Below are 16,098 nucleotides of genomic sequence, written 5' to 3'. Positions count from 1 at the left end.
CAAGGAGCGAACCGGCGGTCACGAAGAGCCTTGCCGCGACTCGTGCACGATGGCGAAGACGTCTTCGTCGGTGAGCGTCCGCGCGAACGTCTTTGCGCGCGCAAGAATGGCCGCGCAGAGCGAATCATCGTAGGGAACGCCGCGCCGATCGAGCCAATAGCGGACATTGTTCATCCCGCTCATGGGGCCGATTTCAATCGTCTGCTCCTTGCCGAAATCGCCCGCCGGAACACCGGAGTAGACGCGCTCCGCCAGCCAATCGCCGCCGCGCTTCTTGGCCTTGATGATCGCGGCGGCGTGCACGCCGGTGGTGGTTCGAAATGCGTCTTCGCCGGAGAGCGGATAATTGACGGGGATCGGGAATTTGCACGCCTCCGAAGCTTTGCGGACGTACGCCACCAGCTTCGATAGATCGTGCGAAATCCAGCCCATTAGCTTCAAATTGAGCAAAAGCAAATCCATCGGCGTATTGCCCACGCGCTCGCCCAAGCCCAGCGCACAGCCATGAATGCGGTCCGCGCCCGCCTCCATGGCCGCGAACGCGTTCATGATGGCCAGCCCGCGATCGTTGTGGCCGTGCCAATCCAACTTCACGTCGTGCCCCGTCTGCGCGACCAGCTGCTTGGTCCAGCGCACCAGCGCCCTCGTCCCCGCCGGTGTGGCGTGTCCAACGGTGTCGCAGAGGACCAAGCGGGTCGCGCCATGATCGATGGCCGCGCGAAAGAGGCGCTCCAGGTTGCGCGGCGGTGAGCGCACCGTATCCTCGGTGACGAACGCCACCTCGAGCCCCTCCGCGATGGCAAAGTCGATCGATTGCGTCGCCATGGCCACCATCGACTCGAGCTCCCAATTTTCCGCCCAGAGGCGCACGGGCGACGAGCCGATGAACGTGTGCACCTCGATGTTCTGCCCCGTCTTCTGCACGGCCTCCACGATGGGCCGAACGTCCGCGATCACGGTGCGCGCGGCCGCGTTCGGCAAAAGCCTCGAACCGCGATCGCGGATCCAGCGCGCGAGCGCCACCACGTTCTCGAAGGCCCGCGGACCGGAGGCGGGCAGGCCGAGATTGACCGACCGGATCCCGAGCGATTCCATCAGCTCGAGCAGCTCGATCTTGTCCTCCAGCGAGGGATCGGTCGCGGACGGGGACTGGATGCCGTCGCGAAGGGTTTCGTCGTTCAGCTCGATCGACTGCGCGGGGGCCGGCTCGGGATCCGTGTCGTTCCAGTCGTGGACGATGTCTTCCGAAGGTGATGCGTGCACATCGTGGACTGTAGCGCGGGCTCCGTGCGGGTACGATATGTCCGAGGTTCGATTTTTCGTCACAGTCGGCCCTCGCAAAGGCTCTCCAGGAAAATGACGTACGAAAGGAGCCGCCGATGACGCAAACGATGCAGGAGCTCACCCTCGTGGCGCCGGGACAGGTCGCATTTCGCGAGCGGGCCGCCCCGCGCATCTCCGGGCCCGCGCAGGCGCTGGTCCGCCCGTTGGCGGTGGCGCGGTGCGATATCGATCTCCTCCTGGCGCAGGGAAAGATCCCCGCCGCCGATCCGTTTGCGCTCGGCCATGAGTGCGCCGGCGAGGTCATCGCCGTCGGCGAAGGCGTGACCCGCGTCCGGCCCGGCGACCGCGTGCTCGTCCCTTTTCAAATCAGCTGCGGCGCATGCTCACGGTGCACGCGCGGGCAGACCGGCAACTGCACGGCCGTGCCCAAGCTGGCCTCGTATGGAATGGCGCTCTTCTCCGGCACCGAGTTCGGCGGCGCCCTCTCGGACCTGCTCCTCGTTCCCTACGCCGACGCCATGCTCGTCGCGCTCCCGGACGAGGTCGATCCCGTGGTGGCGGCTGCCCTCGGCGACAACGCCGTCGATGGTTTTCGCACGGTCCATGCGGCCCTCGAGCAGTCACCCGGCGCGAGCGTGCTCGTGGCGGGAGGTGGCGCACCCAGCGTTGCGCTGTACGCCGTGGCGGCCGCGCGCGCCTTGGGCGCCAGCTCGGTCGTCTATGTGGACCCGTCACCCGAGCGCGGCGCCATCGCCGAGAAGCTGGGCGCTCGCGTGGTTCGCGCGAAATGCGAGCCCGCGCTTCGCATCGGCCGATTCCCCATCACCGTCGACGGCACCTCGCGCGAAGAGGGGCTTCGGTTTTGCCTCGCCAGCACCGACAACGACGGTATTTGCACCAGCGTGGGCATCTACCTCGGCGATGTGCCGCTCCCTCTTCTCGACATGTACTCGCGCGGCGTTCACTTCGTCACCGGTCGCGTTCACGCCCGCGGGGTCCTGCCCACGGCGCTCGCCCTCGCCGCGCGCGGCGCCTTCGATCTCGCGTCCATCGCGACCACCGTCGTCCCCTGGGAGCGCGCGCCCGAGGCTTGGTTGGAGCCGGCCACCAAGCTCGTGGTCCGTCGTTGAGCCATGAGCGCCCCCGACGAGCCGCTCGGGTCGCTGTCCTTGGAGGAGCTCGCCGCGCGCGGTCTGGCGGGCGACCGCGCGGCCGTCGAGGCGCTCTGCGCGGCGCTGCAAGGACCGATGTACCGCCTGGCGCAGCGCATGCTCGGCAACCCGCAAGACGCCGAGGACTGCACGCAAGAAATCCTGGTGCAGATCGTCACCCACCTCGCCCAATTTCGCGGCGACGGATCGCTCCTGCGTTGGGCGTACACCATCGCGAGCCGGCGCTTGCTGCGCGCCCGCCTCTCGCGCGCGGAGTCGCGGCCTCTTCCCATCGATGACGTGGCGCGGGTCATCGACCTGGGCGTCGCCGCCACCTACGACGTCACGGCGCTCGCCGCGGAGGAGACGAAGCTGCTCGCGCGCGACGTCCAACGCACCTGCACGCAAGCGATGCTCCTTTGTCTGACCCGCGAGGAGCGCCTGGCCGCCTTGCTCGCCGAGATGCTCGGCGCCACCGACACGGCCGGCGCCGAAATATGCGGCATTCAGCCCGATGCATTCCGCCAGCGCGTGGCCCGCGCCCGCGCCAAGCTGCGCCCGCTGTTGGAAGAGCGCTGCGGTCTGGCCGGCCCCGCGAACGCATGCCGCTGCGAGCGCGGCGTCATCGCCAAGCAGCGCGCCGGCATGCGTTTGCCCGTGTACCAGGACGGCACGGAGGACGAAGCGCGATGGCGCCGCGCGCACGAGCAGCTCGGGGCGATGCGCCGTCTCGGCAGCGTGTTCACGGTGAGCCCGCTGCCGGCGGCCCGGGCGAAGCTCTGGGCGACCTTGCTCGCGCGATTTCCGGATCTGTTGGCCTGAGCTCGAGCCGCCCGTCGACGGAGGCGCCCGGCATCCCGGCGAGCCTCCGGCGCCTTCAGTCCATGAAATCCGTGTCGCGCTCTTTCTGGTAGCCACCCACGTCCGCCCAAGGAAGGTCGGAGGCGACCGGCGGTGGCTCGAGCACGACTTTGAGCGAGTCGAGCTTGGTACCGCCGCCCGATTCGCTCTCGATCTCGAGCGGAAACTCGTAAAGCTTCGACCAGAGCACGCGCACCACACCCGCGGCGCTCGAACGCGAGCGCCACTCGGCGCCGGCGGGGGCGGAGCGGTCCGGGATGGGGGTCATGGTGGCGATGGATCGCGTCCCGATCAGGTGCGCCGCGGCGTCGAAATCGGCATCGAACTGCGTGGCCTCGTACGACTCGGGGCTTATCGCGATGATCCGCCGCTGCGCGCGCGACACCAGCGACAAGGTGGCGCCGTCGCTGCTCTTCTCGATGAAACGCGCCAAGGTGAACGACGGGGGCATCTCGCGATGGTCGTTCGCGCGGGCGTGCGCGGCGTCCTTGGGCACCCCGCGAGGGAGAACGCGCTCCCTCCAAACGCGACCGCCGCAGCGCACGAAGCGCTCCTTGTAGCGCACGTCGTGCGCGACGCCGTCTTGATCGTCGGTGTGCTCGTGGTGCTCGAGGGTCGCCGCGATGCAACCGTTCGAGCTCGGCAACGGCGCGCCCTGGGCCGCCTCGTTGGCGTCGCCCTTCGAGCACGCGATCGATGGAAGCGCCAATGCCAATGCGAATGCGCGCGGGGCCCAGGGCGAGAGGTTCATAGTCCGAGCGCCTCTTTGAGCAACGTGAAGACGCGTGTATTGTCCAATGTCCCTTTGAACGACTGGGAGCCGGCGCCGCCTGCCATCAGCATGACGTCTCCACCGCCGTGGGTCTCGCTCCCCACCTTGGTGCGGACGCCCCCGAGCTGGTAATAATTGTCGGCCCCGGGGTCTCCGCCGGCGGGGGCGTTCGGATCGAGGGTGAGCGCGCCCCCGCTCCCGGCGAGCGGCGTGCCGGGCTTGTTCGGATCTTCGGCGAGCGCCTTCATATCGTCTTCGCCGCGCAAGTCCGGGCGGCGCGGGCCGTTGCCGAACGACAGAATCGTATAAGGCAGATTGTTCCCGTCTTTGGCCAAATCGCCATTTGGATCGCGCACGAACCCGAGGATGCCGGGATCTTGCGCGGTCGTCGCGCCCGCGCGTCGGCTGTAGCCGTTGATCGTCATGGTGTGATCGTGATCGGCCGTGACTACGATGAGCGTATTTTTCAGGTCCACCTTCTTGAGCGCGGCGGCGATCGCCTCGTCGAAGGCGATGGTGTCGGCCAGCGCGCGCTTGGCGTTCGTCGCGTGGAGCGCGTGGTCGATGCGGCCCCCTTCGACCATGAGGAAGAAGCCCTTGTCGCCGCTGGTCTTCGATGCGTTGACGAGCACGTCGATGGCCTTCGTCGTCATTTCGGCCAGGCTCGGCTGCGCCGGGGTGGCCTTCTTTACGCGATCGAGCTCGTAGTCGAGGTGCCCGCTGGGGCTGAAGATGCCCACGAGCTTGGTCGTCTTCGACGGGTCCACCGCGTCGAACGCCTCCTTCGTCAGGGCCACCGTGTACTTTTGCGGCCCCTGGCTCAGCTTTTCGAAGAGGTTGCGCGAATCCGGATCGGGCGCCCACGGCGGATTGGAGCCACCCGGGCTCGGCGGAGTGACTGGCAACCAATGCGCCTGCGAGCCGCCCATGAGCACATTCAAACCGTCCGTGAGCGCCGCATTGTACTCCGGCTCTCCGGGCACCGCTTGAACCGCGATATGCCGGGCGATATCGCGATTGCAGATATGCGCGTAGGTCGCGGCCGGCGTGGCGTGGGTGGCCTCGGCGGTGGTGACCGCGCCCACCGATTTCCCGGCGGCCTTCGCCAGCTCGAGGATCGTCTTGGCCGCCTTGCCGTTGGTGGTATCGCACTTCGGCTTTTGGAGCTTCGTGTCCTCGGACATCGAGATGACGTCGTTATCCATCTTGACGCCGGTCATGTATGCGCTCATCGAGGGCGCGCTGTCGGTGGTCTGCGCGTTCTTGGAGAACGTCTTGATGCGCGCCGTGCGGGGCAACGTCTCCATGGTCAGGCGCCCCGCCTCGCCGTAGCGGTAAATGCGCGACGCCGTGACGGTCGCCGGCCCCATTCCATCGCCGAGGAAGAAGATGACGTTCTTGGCCTCGCCGCTCGCGTGGGCGGTCGACGGGGCGAGCGCGACGGCGATCGACGCCGCCGCCAACGTGGTTCCTAGCTTCATCTGGAATCTCCTCTCAAAGCCCCGCGCCGCAGCGCAAAAGATTGAACACCTCGGTGTTCGTCATGAAGCCGTGGACCTGCTCGGCCGAGGCGCCCGCCGCCCAAATCGACACGTCGGTGCCGCCGTGCGTCTCCTGCCCGAGCGCGAAGGTCGCCTCTTGTTTGTAATCGCGACCGGCCGCCACCGCCTCGTCGAGCTTCTCGCGCTTCGCCTTACGGTTGGGGCCATTGCCGAATCCGAGGATCGTATAGGTGGCGTTGTCCTGATCCGATTCGTAAATATCGGCGCCGTTCGGCTCCACTTTGCGCACCAGTCCGAGGATGCCCGGGTTCGAATCGGTCGTCTTGCCCACCCGCCGCGCATATCCATTTTGGACCAAGGTATGATCGTGGTCCGCCGTCACGACCACGAGCGTATTCGAGAGATCCACCTTCTTCAGGATGGCCTCGATCGTGCTGTCGAACGCGACGGTCTCCTCCAGCGCGCGCCGCGCGTTGGTGGCATGGAGCGCGTGGTCGATGCGGCCGCCCTCGACCATGAGGAAATAGCCCTTTGGGTTCTTCGATACGACGTCGAGGGCCTTGAGCGCCATCTCCGTCAGGCTCGGTTGATCCGGGGCTTTGGTCGCCCGGTCGACCTCGTACTCCATATTGCCGGTGGCAAAGCTCCCGAAGAGCCTCTTGCCCGAATTCGCATCGTAGGCCGCGAGCTCCGCCGCCTTCCGCACGACCGTGTAGTTCTGCTGCGCGAATTCCTTGAACAGGTCGCGGCCGTCCTTGAGGCCCTCGGTGGTGCGCCTCGCCGGATCGAACATGTCCGAGCCGCCGCCGAGCACGACGTCGACCCCGGCGCCCAGCGCGGGGTTGTATCCGGCGCCGCCGGGGACCAATTGCGCGGCGATATCGTACTCCAAGCCGCGCTGGCAGATATGCGCATAGGTCGCGGCCGGGGTGGCGTCGGTCAGGTTCGTGGGGGTGACGATGCCCGTGCCTTTGCCCGCCTTTTTGGCCAGCTCGAGGAACGTGGTGACCGCCGTCCCATTTTGCTGCGCCACCCCCGCGTCGGCCTTGTAGCCCGAGGTGCCGACGCATTTGGCCTGCTCGGAGATCGTCTCCGGCGACATGGAGATGACATTGTTGTTCATCTTGACGCCGGTCATGTACGCGCTCATCGAGGGCGCGCTGTCGGTCACCATGTAATTGTTCGAATAGGTGCGCACGAACCCCGTTTCGGGGAGCTTGTCGATCTGGAGCTCGCCCTCCTCACCGACTTTGTAAATGCGCGCGGCGGTGAGCACCGAAATGCCCATTCCATCGCCGAGGAAGAAGATCACGTTCTTCGCCTTGCCGGCGGTGGTCACGTCGGACGCGCAAAGGGGGTTGGCGGTGCTGCCGTCCGGCGCCGAGGTGTCCGGCTTCGCGGTGCCCGCGTCGTCGCCCGGCTTGTTGGGGTTGGCGGCGGTTCCATCGTCGGAACACGCGGCGATCAACGCGATGGTCGCAAGGGTAGCGGTGCCCAGCGCATAGCCGAATCGGCGCGCGTGGCGTGGGTAAGCGATCATGGTACGTCTCCTTGAGAGCTCGCCCGTGCTTACGGGGACCGCGTGCCAATCGTGTGACTCACCCGCGACAGTTCCCTGTATGCGCAAGAGTTAAACTTCGACGCATCGCCGCATCCGTGCGGACGGTCGGAGCGCGCCGCGGGCGCTTACTTGTGACGTACGCCCTTTTTCTTCGGCTTTCCCGCGGGGTGCCCCACGGGCTTGCGCGGCGCGGTCCCCGTGCGCGCCGGCGTCGCGCCCGTGCCACCGCCTGCAGGGCCGCGCGCCGCGGGGGTCGGCGTCGCGTCGTCTTCTTCCTCGTCGTCGTCCCCCGCGTCGAGCGCGCCCGCATCGGCGCTCCCCGCGCCGGCATCGACCGCGGTGCTCGACGGTGTTGCGTTCGGTGCGATCGCGCTCGCGGTGCTCGCGTCCACCGCGGCCGACGAGGTGCTGGGGACCGAATCGACCCGCGTGCCCGGCGCGGCATCGCCGTCGGGGATCGCCGCGGTGGCCATCAAGTCTTTGACCATCTTCTCCGAGGACGCCGCGGCCTTGCCGAGCGAGTCGGGATCCGGAAGGAGGTTGTCCTTGGTCACCGACATGAGTTGATCGCGCATGGCCCACGCGCCAAAGCCGAGGGCCCCCACGAACACGAGCCCCAAAAACGTTCGCCCGCGTCGCTTGGGAGGCAGCCCCGCCTCCCGCATCGCCTTCTTTTGCCAAGAAGCGTCGGTCTTGGCCAGCGGTCGCGGCGTTGCTTTGCGCGGCGGATCCACCTTGATGCGCGCGGCGTTCAAGGTCGGCATCTGCGAGGCGTCCGACAAGGTTCGGCGCACGCGCACCGCGGAGGCGCGGCCTGCCTCGGACGCAAAGGGCGCGAGCGCCTCGGCCAGGGCGGCCACGTCATCGAAGCGCTGCTCCGGCTCTTTTTCGAGGCAGCGCAGGATGATGTCCTCGAGCTCCTCCGGCATCTCGGGGTGCAAGAGGCGCAGCGGGATGGGCGGATCGGCGGCGACTTGCGCGCAGATGGCGATGGCGGTCTCGCCCTCGAAGGGGAGCTGCCCGGTGAGGAGCTCGAACAGAATGATGCCCAGCGACCAGATGTCCGAGCGCCGATCCACGGTCTTCGCGTTTCGGATTTGCTCGGGCGACATGTACAGCGGCGAGCCCATCATCACGTGGGTTCGGGTCAGCTGCCATTGCTTCTGACCCATCATCTCTTCGCCGAGCTTGGAGATGCCGAAGTCGAGCACCTTGATGAGCGGCGTGCCGTCCGAGCGGCGCGTGAGGAACACGTTCCCCGGCTTCAAATCGCGGTGCACGATGCCGATGCGGTGCGCGTCGGCCATCGCTTCGCAGGTCTGGAGCACGTAATCGACGGCTTCCTGGATTGGAATATTCTTTCGCCGTTCGATCAGCTCTCCGAGATCGGAGCCGACCAGGTACTCCATCACGATGTACGGAGCGCCCGTCTCCGTGTGGCCCACATCCATGATGCGGACGACGTGCTCGTTGCGGATGTTGGCCGCGGCCTGCGCCTCGCGGTGGAAGCGCTCGATGGCCGAGGGGACGATGAGCGCGTCGGGGAGCAGCATTTTGACGGCCACGCGCTGGCCCATGATCATATGCTGGGCAGCGAAGACCATTCCCATCCCGCCCACGGCAAGCACCCGCTCCACGCGGAACTTGCCGGCGATAATCTCGCCCTCCTTGGGCATTTCCACCGGGGTGGTGATGGGGCTCACCTCTTCCGCCATACGAGGCACAAGATACACGAGGGCGCATGGCTCGGGGGAGTGGGGACGTCCACCTCGCCACGCCAAGTCGCTTGGGCCGGGCGCGGAGGGGACCTGCGGCATGGGCGCGCACTGCTACAAACTCTGACAAGTGCCCCGCTTTCTGACAGGATCACCGAGTGACCACGCGCACGATCCGGGTTGAGCTCCCGAGTCATCGCACCGTCACCTTGCGGGCGGAGAGGGAGATCCTCCCTCGCACCGCCGACCTACCGTTTACCGGGGCGCGCAAGCTCTTTGCGTCGGGGGACGTCGTCATCCTCGACAAAGAGCTCGCCGTCGACGTCGATTCCCTGGCCCTGGGCGATTTTCACGCGCTGCGTGCCATCGCCGTCCGACTTGGCTGGCTCCACGAGAAAACCATCGAAATTCAGTGCATCAACTGCGAGCACACCCTGATCGTGGCGCCATGTGAATCTTTTGCGCTGGGTCCGTTCGAGGAGGGGGCGCTGTCCGATGCCGAGCTCGACGTGACCTTGCCGGTGGGGACCCCGCATCCAGTGCCATCGCTCTTTTCCACGCGCGCATCCGCCGAGGCGGCCAGCACGATCACCTTTCGCGCGCTCACCTTGGGCGAGGCGCGCCCGCTCCATGCGGCGCTGGCGCGATCGCAGGTGCGGGTCACCAAGGCGTTGGTGCGCGCGATGGGGATCGAAGCGATCGGGCGCGAGCGCTCGCCGGAGCGCATCGCCGATCTTCTTCGCGATTGTTCCGATCGCGCATTTCACGCGATAACGCGCCTCTTTCTAATGACGCATTATCCGCCGCGTCTGTTCGCGATGGCTCGCTGTCCCGAGTGCGGCGCGCGCAACGATGTCGACGCGCCGTACGAACGTGAATTCGGTTTCGAAGACGAAGGCCCCGAATCCGGCAGCGACGCGCGTTCAAACGAGAAAGAATCCTTCGTATCGTTCGATGATTTCGCGCTGCGCGCCGAAGCGCTCTACGCCGAGCTCGTGCCCGAAGAGGCTCGCCGCGAGCTCACGTTCTTGGTGGAGGGCGGAACGCCGGCCTGCGACGACGGCGGTGATCCGCTGCTCGGCAGCTACGTGCCTCCTCACCCCGGCGACGACATGAACCCCTCGCGCCTCGGCGAAATTACCGTATTTTACCGGACGTTCCGCGCTACTTGGGAGAGCGACGAAGGGTTCGATTGGACGGGCGAGCTCGGGGAGACCATCGAGCACGAGTTCGAGCATCACATCGGATTTCTGCGCGGCGACGACCCGAAGGACGACGAGGAGCGCGACCAGATCGACGCGGAGGCCGTGCGGATCCATGGAAGGCGCACGCTCATGCGGCGCGACGTCGCTGCGTTTGGCTACGACGTCTGGGACTTCTGGCGGCGCACCTGGTTCTTTTGGATCCTCGCTCTCATCGCGGCGGCGGCGCTCACATGGAGTAGGAATTGAGCGCGCCAAGTATGCCGTTTGACAAGTTCCATTGACGGGGGCTACTTTTTATCGATGGCGAAAGAGAAGACACCAGCTAAACCCTCGAGGGGTCGCGCTCCTGCTCCGAATCGCCGTGGTAGCCCGGAGGCCATCGAGAAGCGCCGCGCGGCGCGCATGTTCAACGATGTCCTCGGCGGTCGCGGCCTCGCGTCGCAGAAGCTCGACGGGCGAACCGAAAAGCGCCGCCAGCGCCTGCTCGCCGAGCTCGAACGCGGCACCGCCCGCGGCGCGCGCGATCTGAAGCCGCTCGATGTGCTCCAGAGGGTCGAGCAGCTCCTCGAGCTGGGGGAGCCACTCAGCTCCATCCGCAAAGTCTCCAAGATGAAGAAGCTGCCCGAGTTCCCCGAGGGGGTGGTGGAGGTGGTCGAGCGACTCCACAAAGCCTACGGCTTCCGCCCGGAGACATACCGCTTCGTCGGCATCGGCGAAGACGTGCTGCGCGAAGCCGGCGTGCTGGCGGACGAGCCCGGCCGCCGTCGTACGCGAAAGACTCGTTGAAGATGCGCTAGAGTCACCCGGCCATGGTCGATAAGCTCCGTCGGTTGCGCGGTGTTCGCGGTGTTCGGGCTGCGCTGGTCGCGCTGCTGCTCGTGCACGCGCCGGCGACGTATGCCGAGGCGCCGGGTGCGAAGACGGCCGATGCGGGGGCGGGCAAAGATGGGGCGCGGGCGGCGGTGGTGGCGCGCGTGGGGGCGCGGACGGTGACGGCAGGCGAGCTCGAGGATCGGCTCGCGGCGATTCCCGCGTTTCAGCTGCGCACGTGGGGGGCGACACAAGAGGCCGTGAAAAAGGCGGTGCTCGAGCAGGTGATCGTGCCGGAGCTGCTCTTGGATCAAGGCGCGGAGGCGGGCCACGTGGAGCGCGATCTCGACGTGGCGCAACGTCTGGTGCGCGCGCGCGCCGAGGCGACGGTGCGGGCGCTGCGCGCGCAGGTGGGCGGGCCGGCCGCGGTCTCGGCCGAGGACGTGAAGCGCTACTTCGAAGAGAACCGCGCGCGCTTCGAGGCGCCCGAGCGTTACAATCTCTGGCGCATCCTCTGCAAAACGCGCGAGGAGGCGCTGTCGGTGCTGGAGTCGGCCAAGAAGGACGGTCAGCTGGCGAAGTTCCAGGAGCTGGCGGAGAAGCATAGCCTCGACAAGGCCACCCACCTTCGGGGTGGAAACTTGGGGTTCGTCGACCTCGAGGGCGTCTCCAATGAAGCGGGGCTTCGCGTGGAGCCGGGGATCGTCAAGGCGGCCATGGCCGTGAAGGACGGCGAGTTCGTACCGACGCCCGTCGAAGAAGCCGGATCGTGGGCCGTGATCTGGCGCCGTGGAACGTCGGGGGCCGTCCGCCGCACCCTCGACGAGCTCACGCCGCAGCTCCGCGACCTGATCGCCAAGCAGCGGCTGTCCGATGCGCAAACGAAGCTGCTCGATGAGCTGCGCGCGCGCAACGTTCGCGATTTGAACGAGTCGCTCCTGCAAGGCCTCGAGATCGGCCCCAAGGACAGCGCCGTCGTCCCCCGCAAGCGCCCGCAATCTCCGTAGGCGCGCCGCCCGCAGCTGCCGCCGCCCGCAACTGCCGCAGCCCGTAGCTGCGCCGCCCACAGCCCGCAGCTACCGATTGCCCGTCGTCTCGCCCCCGTCCGGGGCCGTCGCGTCGAGGTTCTGCATCTCCAGCGCCCGAGCGGCCGCCGCGCGCTCCGCCAGGCGCTTCGAAGGTCCCTCGCCGCGCGCCAGCACATGGTCGCCGAGCAGCACCTCCACCTGGAACACCCGCTCGTGGGCGGGCCCCAAGGTCGCCACCACGCGGTACGATGGAGGCAGGTTTCCGTGCGCTTGCACCCACTCTTGCAGCGCGCTCTTCGGATCGCGCCCCGCGAGCACGGCGCCGGCGGTGGCCAGCGGCTCGCGAACGACCTCGCGCACCAGCGCTCTCGCCGAGTCGAGCCCTCCCGACTCGTACACGGCGGCCACCAGCGCTTCGACGGCGTCCGCCAAGACGTTGGTGCGAAACTGCTCACCGGCGGCGGCCGCGCCACGGCCGAGGGCCAGCGAGCCGCCCAGTCCTTCGGTGCGCGCCCAGCGCGCGAGCGCATCGGCGTTGACCAGGGCGCTGCGCATGCGCGACAGGGTGCCCTCGTCCGCGCCGGGGTGAATGCTCACGAGCAGCTCGCTCACGCAGAGGCCGAGCACCGCGTCGCCCAGGAACTCCAGGCGCTCGTAGTCGGCGGTACCGCCCGCTTCATTGGCGAAGCTCGGGTGGGTCAGCGCTTCCTCGAATCGCGGAATGTCGATGTCCCCCACGATGGCCCGAAGGCGCGCGAGGAGGGTGACGCGATTCTTCTTCCGCTCTTCGAGGTCGCGTTTCAAGGGAGCAATCCGTCCGTCGATTCGGCGAGCTCGAGATCGAGCCGCGTGATGCCCTTGGCGTCGTGGGTCGACCAGAGGATGCGCGCGCGTCCCCAGCCCAGCTCCACGTCGGGGTGGTGATCGCGGCGCTCGGCGATGCACCCGACGCGCACCACGAACCCCAGCGCCGTCACGAAGTCTTTGAACGCGAACTCGCGCACGATGGCGCCGCGGTCGGGTGCGCCCGCAGGCGAGGAGCGTTTCCACTCCGAGTGCTTGGCGAGCCACGCGTCAATGGTCGAATCGTCGAGTTTGTCCGGCCTCATGGTGCCCGACATTGCCACGGGAACTTCGCCTTGTCTTCGACTATGCTGCGTGACTAGCGCTGTGCCGATCGTCGCCTGCCCATTTTGCCGCGAGATGTTCGAAGAGGGCGAAGCCGCCCTTTGCCCTGTGTGCGGTATGGAGCTCAAGCCCTTCGAAAAGCTTCCGCCCGCCGAGCGCGACGATGACGGATTGCCACACGAGCCCGAGCATGAGCCATTGGCGTGGACCTATCTCGGCCGCGGAAAGGGTTTGCTCACGCTCTTCGCCCTCGCCGGGATGGTTCTCTTCTTCCTCCCGTGGATCGAGGTGACCATGCCCGATACGTTCATCCTGTCGGGCTTCGATCTCGCGCGAATTCGCGGATGGCAATGGGGCGCGTTCGTCGGCTGGATGGTTCTGGTGCCCACCATTCTCAGCCGTCGCAGCATCGCCCAAATGCGCGGTGCCCGCGTCGCCGCCGCGTTTCTTTCGGCCGTTCCCGGGGTGACGGTCGCCATCTTTCTGGCCTTTCCGCAGCAGAAAACCGCGCTCATCACCGTCCACTTTCTGTATGTGTGGCCGTTCTGGACGACGCTCGCCCTCTCGCTTGCCTCGCTTGTCTGCGCGCTTCGTTTGGGTGGTCGACTCGACGACATCCCCGTGGCTCGCGGCACGTCGGTCGGTCAGCACGTTCACTGAGGCGCTTCGCACGAGCCGCGGGGCGCTTCGCACGAGCCGCACGCTCGAAACGTGCGAAGTGACGCCCCGAAGTGGAAGGGCGGTGTCTTCCGTGCCATGCTTTGGATCGAGATGGGGTTGCCGGCGCCAAATCGCAAAAGCGGGGGTGCAGCGGACGATCTGCTCGACCAGGTCGACGTTCCGGCGACGGTGGTGTGCGCGCGCTGCGGTTCGGTCGACTGCCCGGGGTGCGAGCACGACGAGACCCTCTCCGGCGTGATCGCCATCGTGGCCTGGGAGCGCCGCGACGCCCCCTTCCTGCGCCGCCTCTGGATGACGGCCCGCGCCACCACCCGCGATCCCGAGTCCTTCTTCGAAGCGCTGCCCGACGGGCCCATCACGCCCGCCCTGAGCTTCGCGCTGACGAGCGAAATTCTTGCCGCCTCGGCGATGATCTTCGCGCTGCTCCCGCTGGTGGCCATCGTCTCACCGCTCTGGGCCAAGGAGCTCGTCACCAACAGCGCCTCGCGCGCGCTCGCCATCCGCGCCCTGGTGGTGGGCATCCCGGTGCTCGCGGGCATGCTGGTGCTCGCCCACGCCGCGCACGGCCTGGCCCTCGACATCGGCGCGCGCCGCACCGGCGCCCGACCCGAGCGCACCCGCGCGCTCCGATTCGGCCTCTACGCCACGGGTTGGGACCTGGTGCTCGGTCCGCTCGGCGCGCTCATCGTGGCCCTGACGGAGGGCCTCTCGTCGGCCGCGGCCCTCGGCAAGCAAGGGATGAAGCTCCCCGGTGCGAGCGCGCGCGCCTTCCTCCGCGGCGCTTACCACCTCTACGACAAGCGCGCCGATGGCGCGATGCGCGTGGCGTACCTGACGGCGGCCATTTTCTCGGTGCTCGTCGCCACGGCGGTGCTGGGGTTCCTGGTCGCGCTGGCGCTGGCGTGATTCGTTCGCGGGCGTCGCACGCGCGAGCCTAGCGCACCGGGACTAGCGCGCCGGGGTCGATGGGTCGAGGGGCACCTTGAGCACGATGGTTTCGCGCGGCTCGCGGGGGACCCAGAGTTGGCTGTTGGCGATGATGTACAGCCATGGGCCCACGATGGCGCCGGTGGTGGGGCCGTCGAACGACGGATGGTTCGATTCGAGGATCTCCAGGCCGGTCACCTCGTCGAGCGCCGCGTTCAGGGACACGGAGACCACGCGTCCCGGTCCCGCCCCGCTTTGAACGCCCAAGAGCCGCGGACCGCGGGCGGTTCGCGCGAAGTAAAGTCCGTCGATGAACCCCAGCGCGACATTTGTCGGCTGCGCGAGCCGTCGCGTTTTGCGCGCGGCCACATCGATCCGATGCAGGCCGGTGGCGTCGGCCACGAACAGCGTGGTGCCTTGGTCGTCGAAGGCGATGCCATTGGGGCCCGCGAACGGGGGCACGTCGAACAGCGGCACCAGCGCCCGTTGCCCTTCGTTCATCGTATAAATCTGCCCCGACGACGTATCCGTCGCAAACGGCCGCCCCTTCGCATCGACGGCCACGTCGTTGAGCCCGTGCTCGCCCGGTGCGTCCAGGCGATACAACCCCACCAACGCCCCCGTGCCGAGGTCGAGCTCCGCGAGCGCATTGCGCTCGGCCTCGGCCGCGTTGAACCCATCCATGCGCGGATCCGTGCCGCTGACGGCCCACAACCTGCGCCGGGATGCATCGACGCGAATGCCGCCGATGGCATCCAGATCGGGCCTCGCGCTCACGAAATCGCGCGGCGCGTTTCCCGGCGCATACTTGACGATCTTCCGCCGCGTGGCGCTCCCCACGTAAAACGCGGGCTCCACCGGATCGTAGGCGATGGCCTCGGCCAAGAGCCCTCTCTCCGGAACGCGAAACGCGAAGGCCGCGCGCCGATGGCGCGCAGCCTGCGCGATCATCCGCGCCGCAATGGCGCGAAACTCCGCATCGGTCTCGAGCGCCTGAAACTGGTCGAGGGTAGGAACGAGATCGCTCCCCGTATCGGCGAGCCGCCCGAGCCACCTGCGCGCTGCCGCCGTCTCCCCCGCGCGCAGGGACGCGGCCGCGAGCCGATAGAGCACCTGTTCGTCATCCGGCTTCGCGCCCAGCGCCCGCTCGTACGCCCGCATCGCACCGCGATCGTCGTGCTTGCGATAGAGCGCCCACGCCTCCCCGGCGTGGCGCTCGAAGGCTGCAAAGTCCGGCTCTCCCCCGCGAACCTTGCGCGTCGGAGGAGCCGCGATGGCCGCATGGCCCGCCGCGTCCGAGCTCGAGCGCGATGCATCGTGGTGCGCGCAAGCGGCAAAGCCGAGGGTGAGGAGAAGAGCGGATAGAAGGGCGAAGCGCGTCGGGAGCGAAGACGACCGCGGGCGCGCGGTGGAAACAGGGTGGCGAAGGGCCATGATCGTCCGCATCGTACCAGGTCCAACCTAGCAAACCGC

15 protein-coding genes are annotated in these 16,098 nt (G+C 67.7%); 7 read left to right on the top strand and 8 right to left on the bottom strand.

Annotation, left to right across the window (positions count from 1 at the left end):
* Positions 1-18: 18 nt before the first annotated feature.
* Positions 19-1,263: a LeuA family protein gene (locus LZC94_40315; GenBank protein WXB14062.1), complete on the bottom strand. Its 1,245-nt coding sequence runs from the start codon at positions 1,261-1,263 to the stop codon at positions 19-21.
* A gap of 116 nt (positions 1,264-1,379) precedes the next feature.
* Between LZC94_40315 and LZC94_40310 the strand changes: the two genes are divergently transcribed.
* A complete protein-coding gene (locus LZC94_40310; protein WXB14061.1) occupies positions 1,380-2,414 on the top strand; it encodes an alcohol dehydrogenase catalytic domain-containing protein in 1,035 nt (344 codons plus the stop codon).
* Between the two features lie 3 nt (positions 2,415-2,417).
* Complete coding sequence (locus LZC94_40305) at positions 2,418-3,257, top strand: RNA polymerase sigma factor (protein WXB14060.1); 840 nt, start codon at positions 2,418-2,420, stop codon at positions 3,255-3,257.
* A 55-nt stretch (positions 3,258-3,312) separates the two neighbouring features.
* On the opposite strand, the gene LZC94_40300 is transcribed toward LZC94_40305, so the two are convergent.
* The 4 genes from LZC94_40300 to LZC94_40285 all read right to left on the bottom strand — a co-directional run bounded on the left by LZC94_40300 (position 3,313) and on the right by LZC94_40285 (position 8,846).
* Positions 3,313-4,047 carry a hypothetical protein gene (locus LZC94_40300; protein WXB14059.1) on the bottom strand — a complete coding sequence of 245 codons (735 nt, stop codon included), beginning with the start codon at positions 4,045-4,047 and terminating at the stop codon, positions 3,313-3,315.
* Positions 4,044-5,549: an alkaline phosphatase gene (locus LZC94_40295; GenBank protein ID WXB14058.1), complete on the bottom strand. Its 1,506-nt coding sequence runs from the start codon at positions 5,547-5,549 to the stop codon at positions 4,044-4,046. Before LZC94_40295 ends, LZC94_40300 begins: the two co-directional genes overlap by 4 nt.
* A gap of 13 nt (positions 5,550-5,562) precedes the next feature.
* Positions 5,563-7,110, bottom strand: a complete 1,548-nt coding sequence (locus LZC94_40290) for an alkaline phosphatase (GenBank protein ID WXB14057.1) — start codon at positions 7,108-7,110, stop codon at positions 5,563-5,565.
* 146 nt (positions 7,111-7,256) lie between these two features.
* Complete coding sequence (locus tag LZC94_40285; protein ID WXB14056.1) at positions 7,257-8,846, bottom strand: serine/threonine protein kinase; 1,590 nt, start codon at positions 8,844-8,846, stop codon at positions 7,257-7,259.
* Positions 8,847-9,004: 158 nt separating this feature from the next.
* Between LZC94_40285 and LZC94_40280 the strand changes: the two genes are divergently transcribed.
* Genes LZC94_40280 through LZC94_40270 form a run of 3 tightly spaced genes read left to right on the top strand, consistent with a single transcriptional unit; the run spans position 9,005 to position 11,868 of the window.
* Positions 9,005-10,297, top strand: coding sequence for a hypothetical protein (locus LZC94_40280; GenBank protein WXB14055.1), 1,293 nt, complete (start codon positions 9,005-9,007; stop codon positions 10,295-10,297).
* A gap of 54 nt (positions 10,298-10,351) precedes the next feature.
* Positions 10,352-10,837 (top strand): hypothetical protein, encoded by a 486-nt coding sequence (locus tag LZC94_40275; GenBank protein ID WXB14054.1) that lies wholly within the window; start codon positions 10,352-10,354, stop codon positions 10,835-10,837.
* Positions 10,838-10,860: 23 nt separating this feature from the next.
* Positions 10,861-11,868 carry a peptidyl-prolyl cis-trans isomerase gene (locus tag LZC94_40270; GenBank protein WXB14053.1) on the top strand — a complete coding sequence of 336 codons (1,008 nt, stop codon included), beginning with the start codon at positions 10,861-10,863 and terminating at the stop codon, positions 11,866-11,868.
* A 69-nt stretch (positions 11,869-11,937) separates the two neighbouring features.
* Here the strand turns inward: LZC94_40270 and rnc are convergent, their stop codons facing one another.
* Both rnc and LZC94_40260 read right to left on the bottom strand, forming a co-directional pair.
* Positions 11,938-12,693 (bottom strand): ribonuclease III, encoded by a 756-nt coding sequence (gene rnc / locus LZC94_40265; GenBank protein WXB14052.1) that lies wholly within the window; start codon positions 12,691-12,693, stop codon positions 11,938-11,940.
* Positions 12,690-12,998: a 4a-hydroxytetrahydrobiopterin dehydratase gene (locus tag LZC94_40260; protein ID WXB14051.1), complete on the bottom strand. Its 309-nt coding sequence runs from the start codon at positions 12,996-12,998 to the stop codon at positions 12,690-12,692. The genes rnc and LZC94_40260 overlap by 4 nt, the downstream gene beginning before the upstream one ends.
* Here LZC94_40260 and LZC94_40255 point away from each other — a divergent pair.
* Both LZC94_40255 and LZC94_40250 read left to right on the top strand, forming a co-directional pair.
* A complete protein-coding gene (locus LZC94_40255) occupies positions 12,967-13,677 on the top strand; it encodes a hypothetical protein (GenBank protein ID WXB14050.1) in 711 nt (236 codons plus the stop codon). The two genes, LZC94_40260 and LZC94_40255, sit on opposite strands and share 32 nt — an antisense overlap.
* Positions 13,678-13,773: 96 nt before the next feature.
* Positions 13,774-14,604, top strand: coding sequence for a hypothetical protein (locus LZC94_40250; GenBank protein ID WXB14049.1), 831 nt, complete (start codon positions 13,774-13,776; stop codon positions 14,602-14,604).
* A gap of 42 nt (positions 14,605-14,646) precedes the next feature.
* Here LZC94_40250 and LZC94_40245 read toward each other — a convergent pair whose 3' ends face one another.
* Positions 14,647-16,071, bottom strand: a complete 1,425-nt coding sequence (locus LZC94_40245) for a tetratricopeptide repeat protein (protein WXB14048.1) — start codon at positions 16,069-16,071, stop codon at positions 14,647-14,649.
* Positions 16,072-16,098: the final 27 nt, after the last annotated feature.

The sequence above is a fragment of the Sorangiineae bacterium MSr11954 genome (assembly GCA_037157815.1).
In the GTDB taxonomy this organism is placed as follows: Bacteria; Myxococcota_A; Polyangia; order Polyangiales; family Polyangiaceae; genus Pendulispora; species Pendulispora albinea.
The sequence above is the reverse complement of the archived record's forward strand: the minus strand, read 5'-3'. Positions and strand labels throughout refer to the sequence as shown.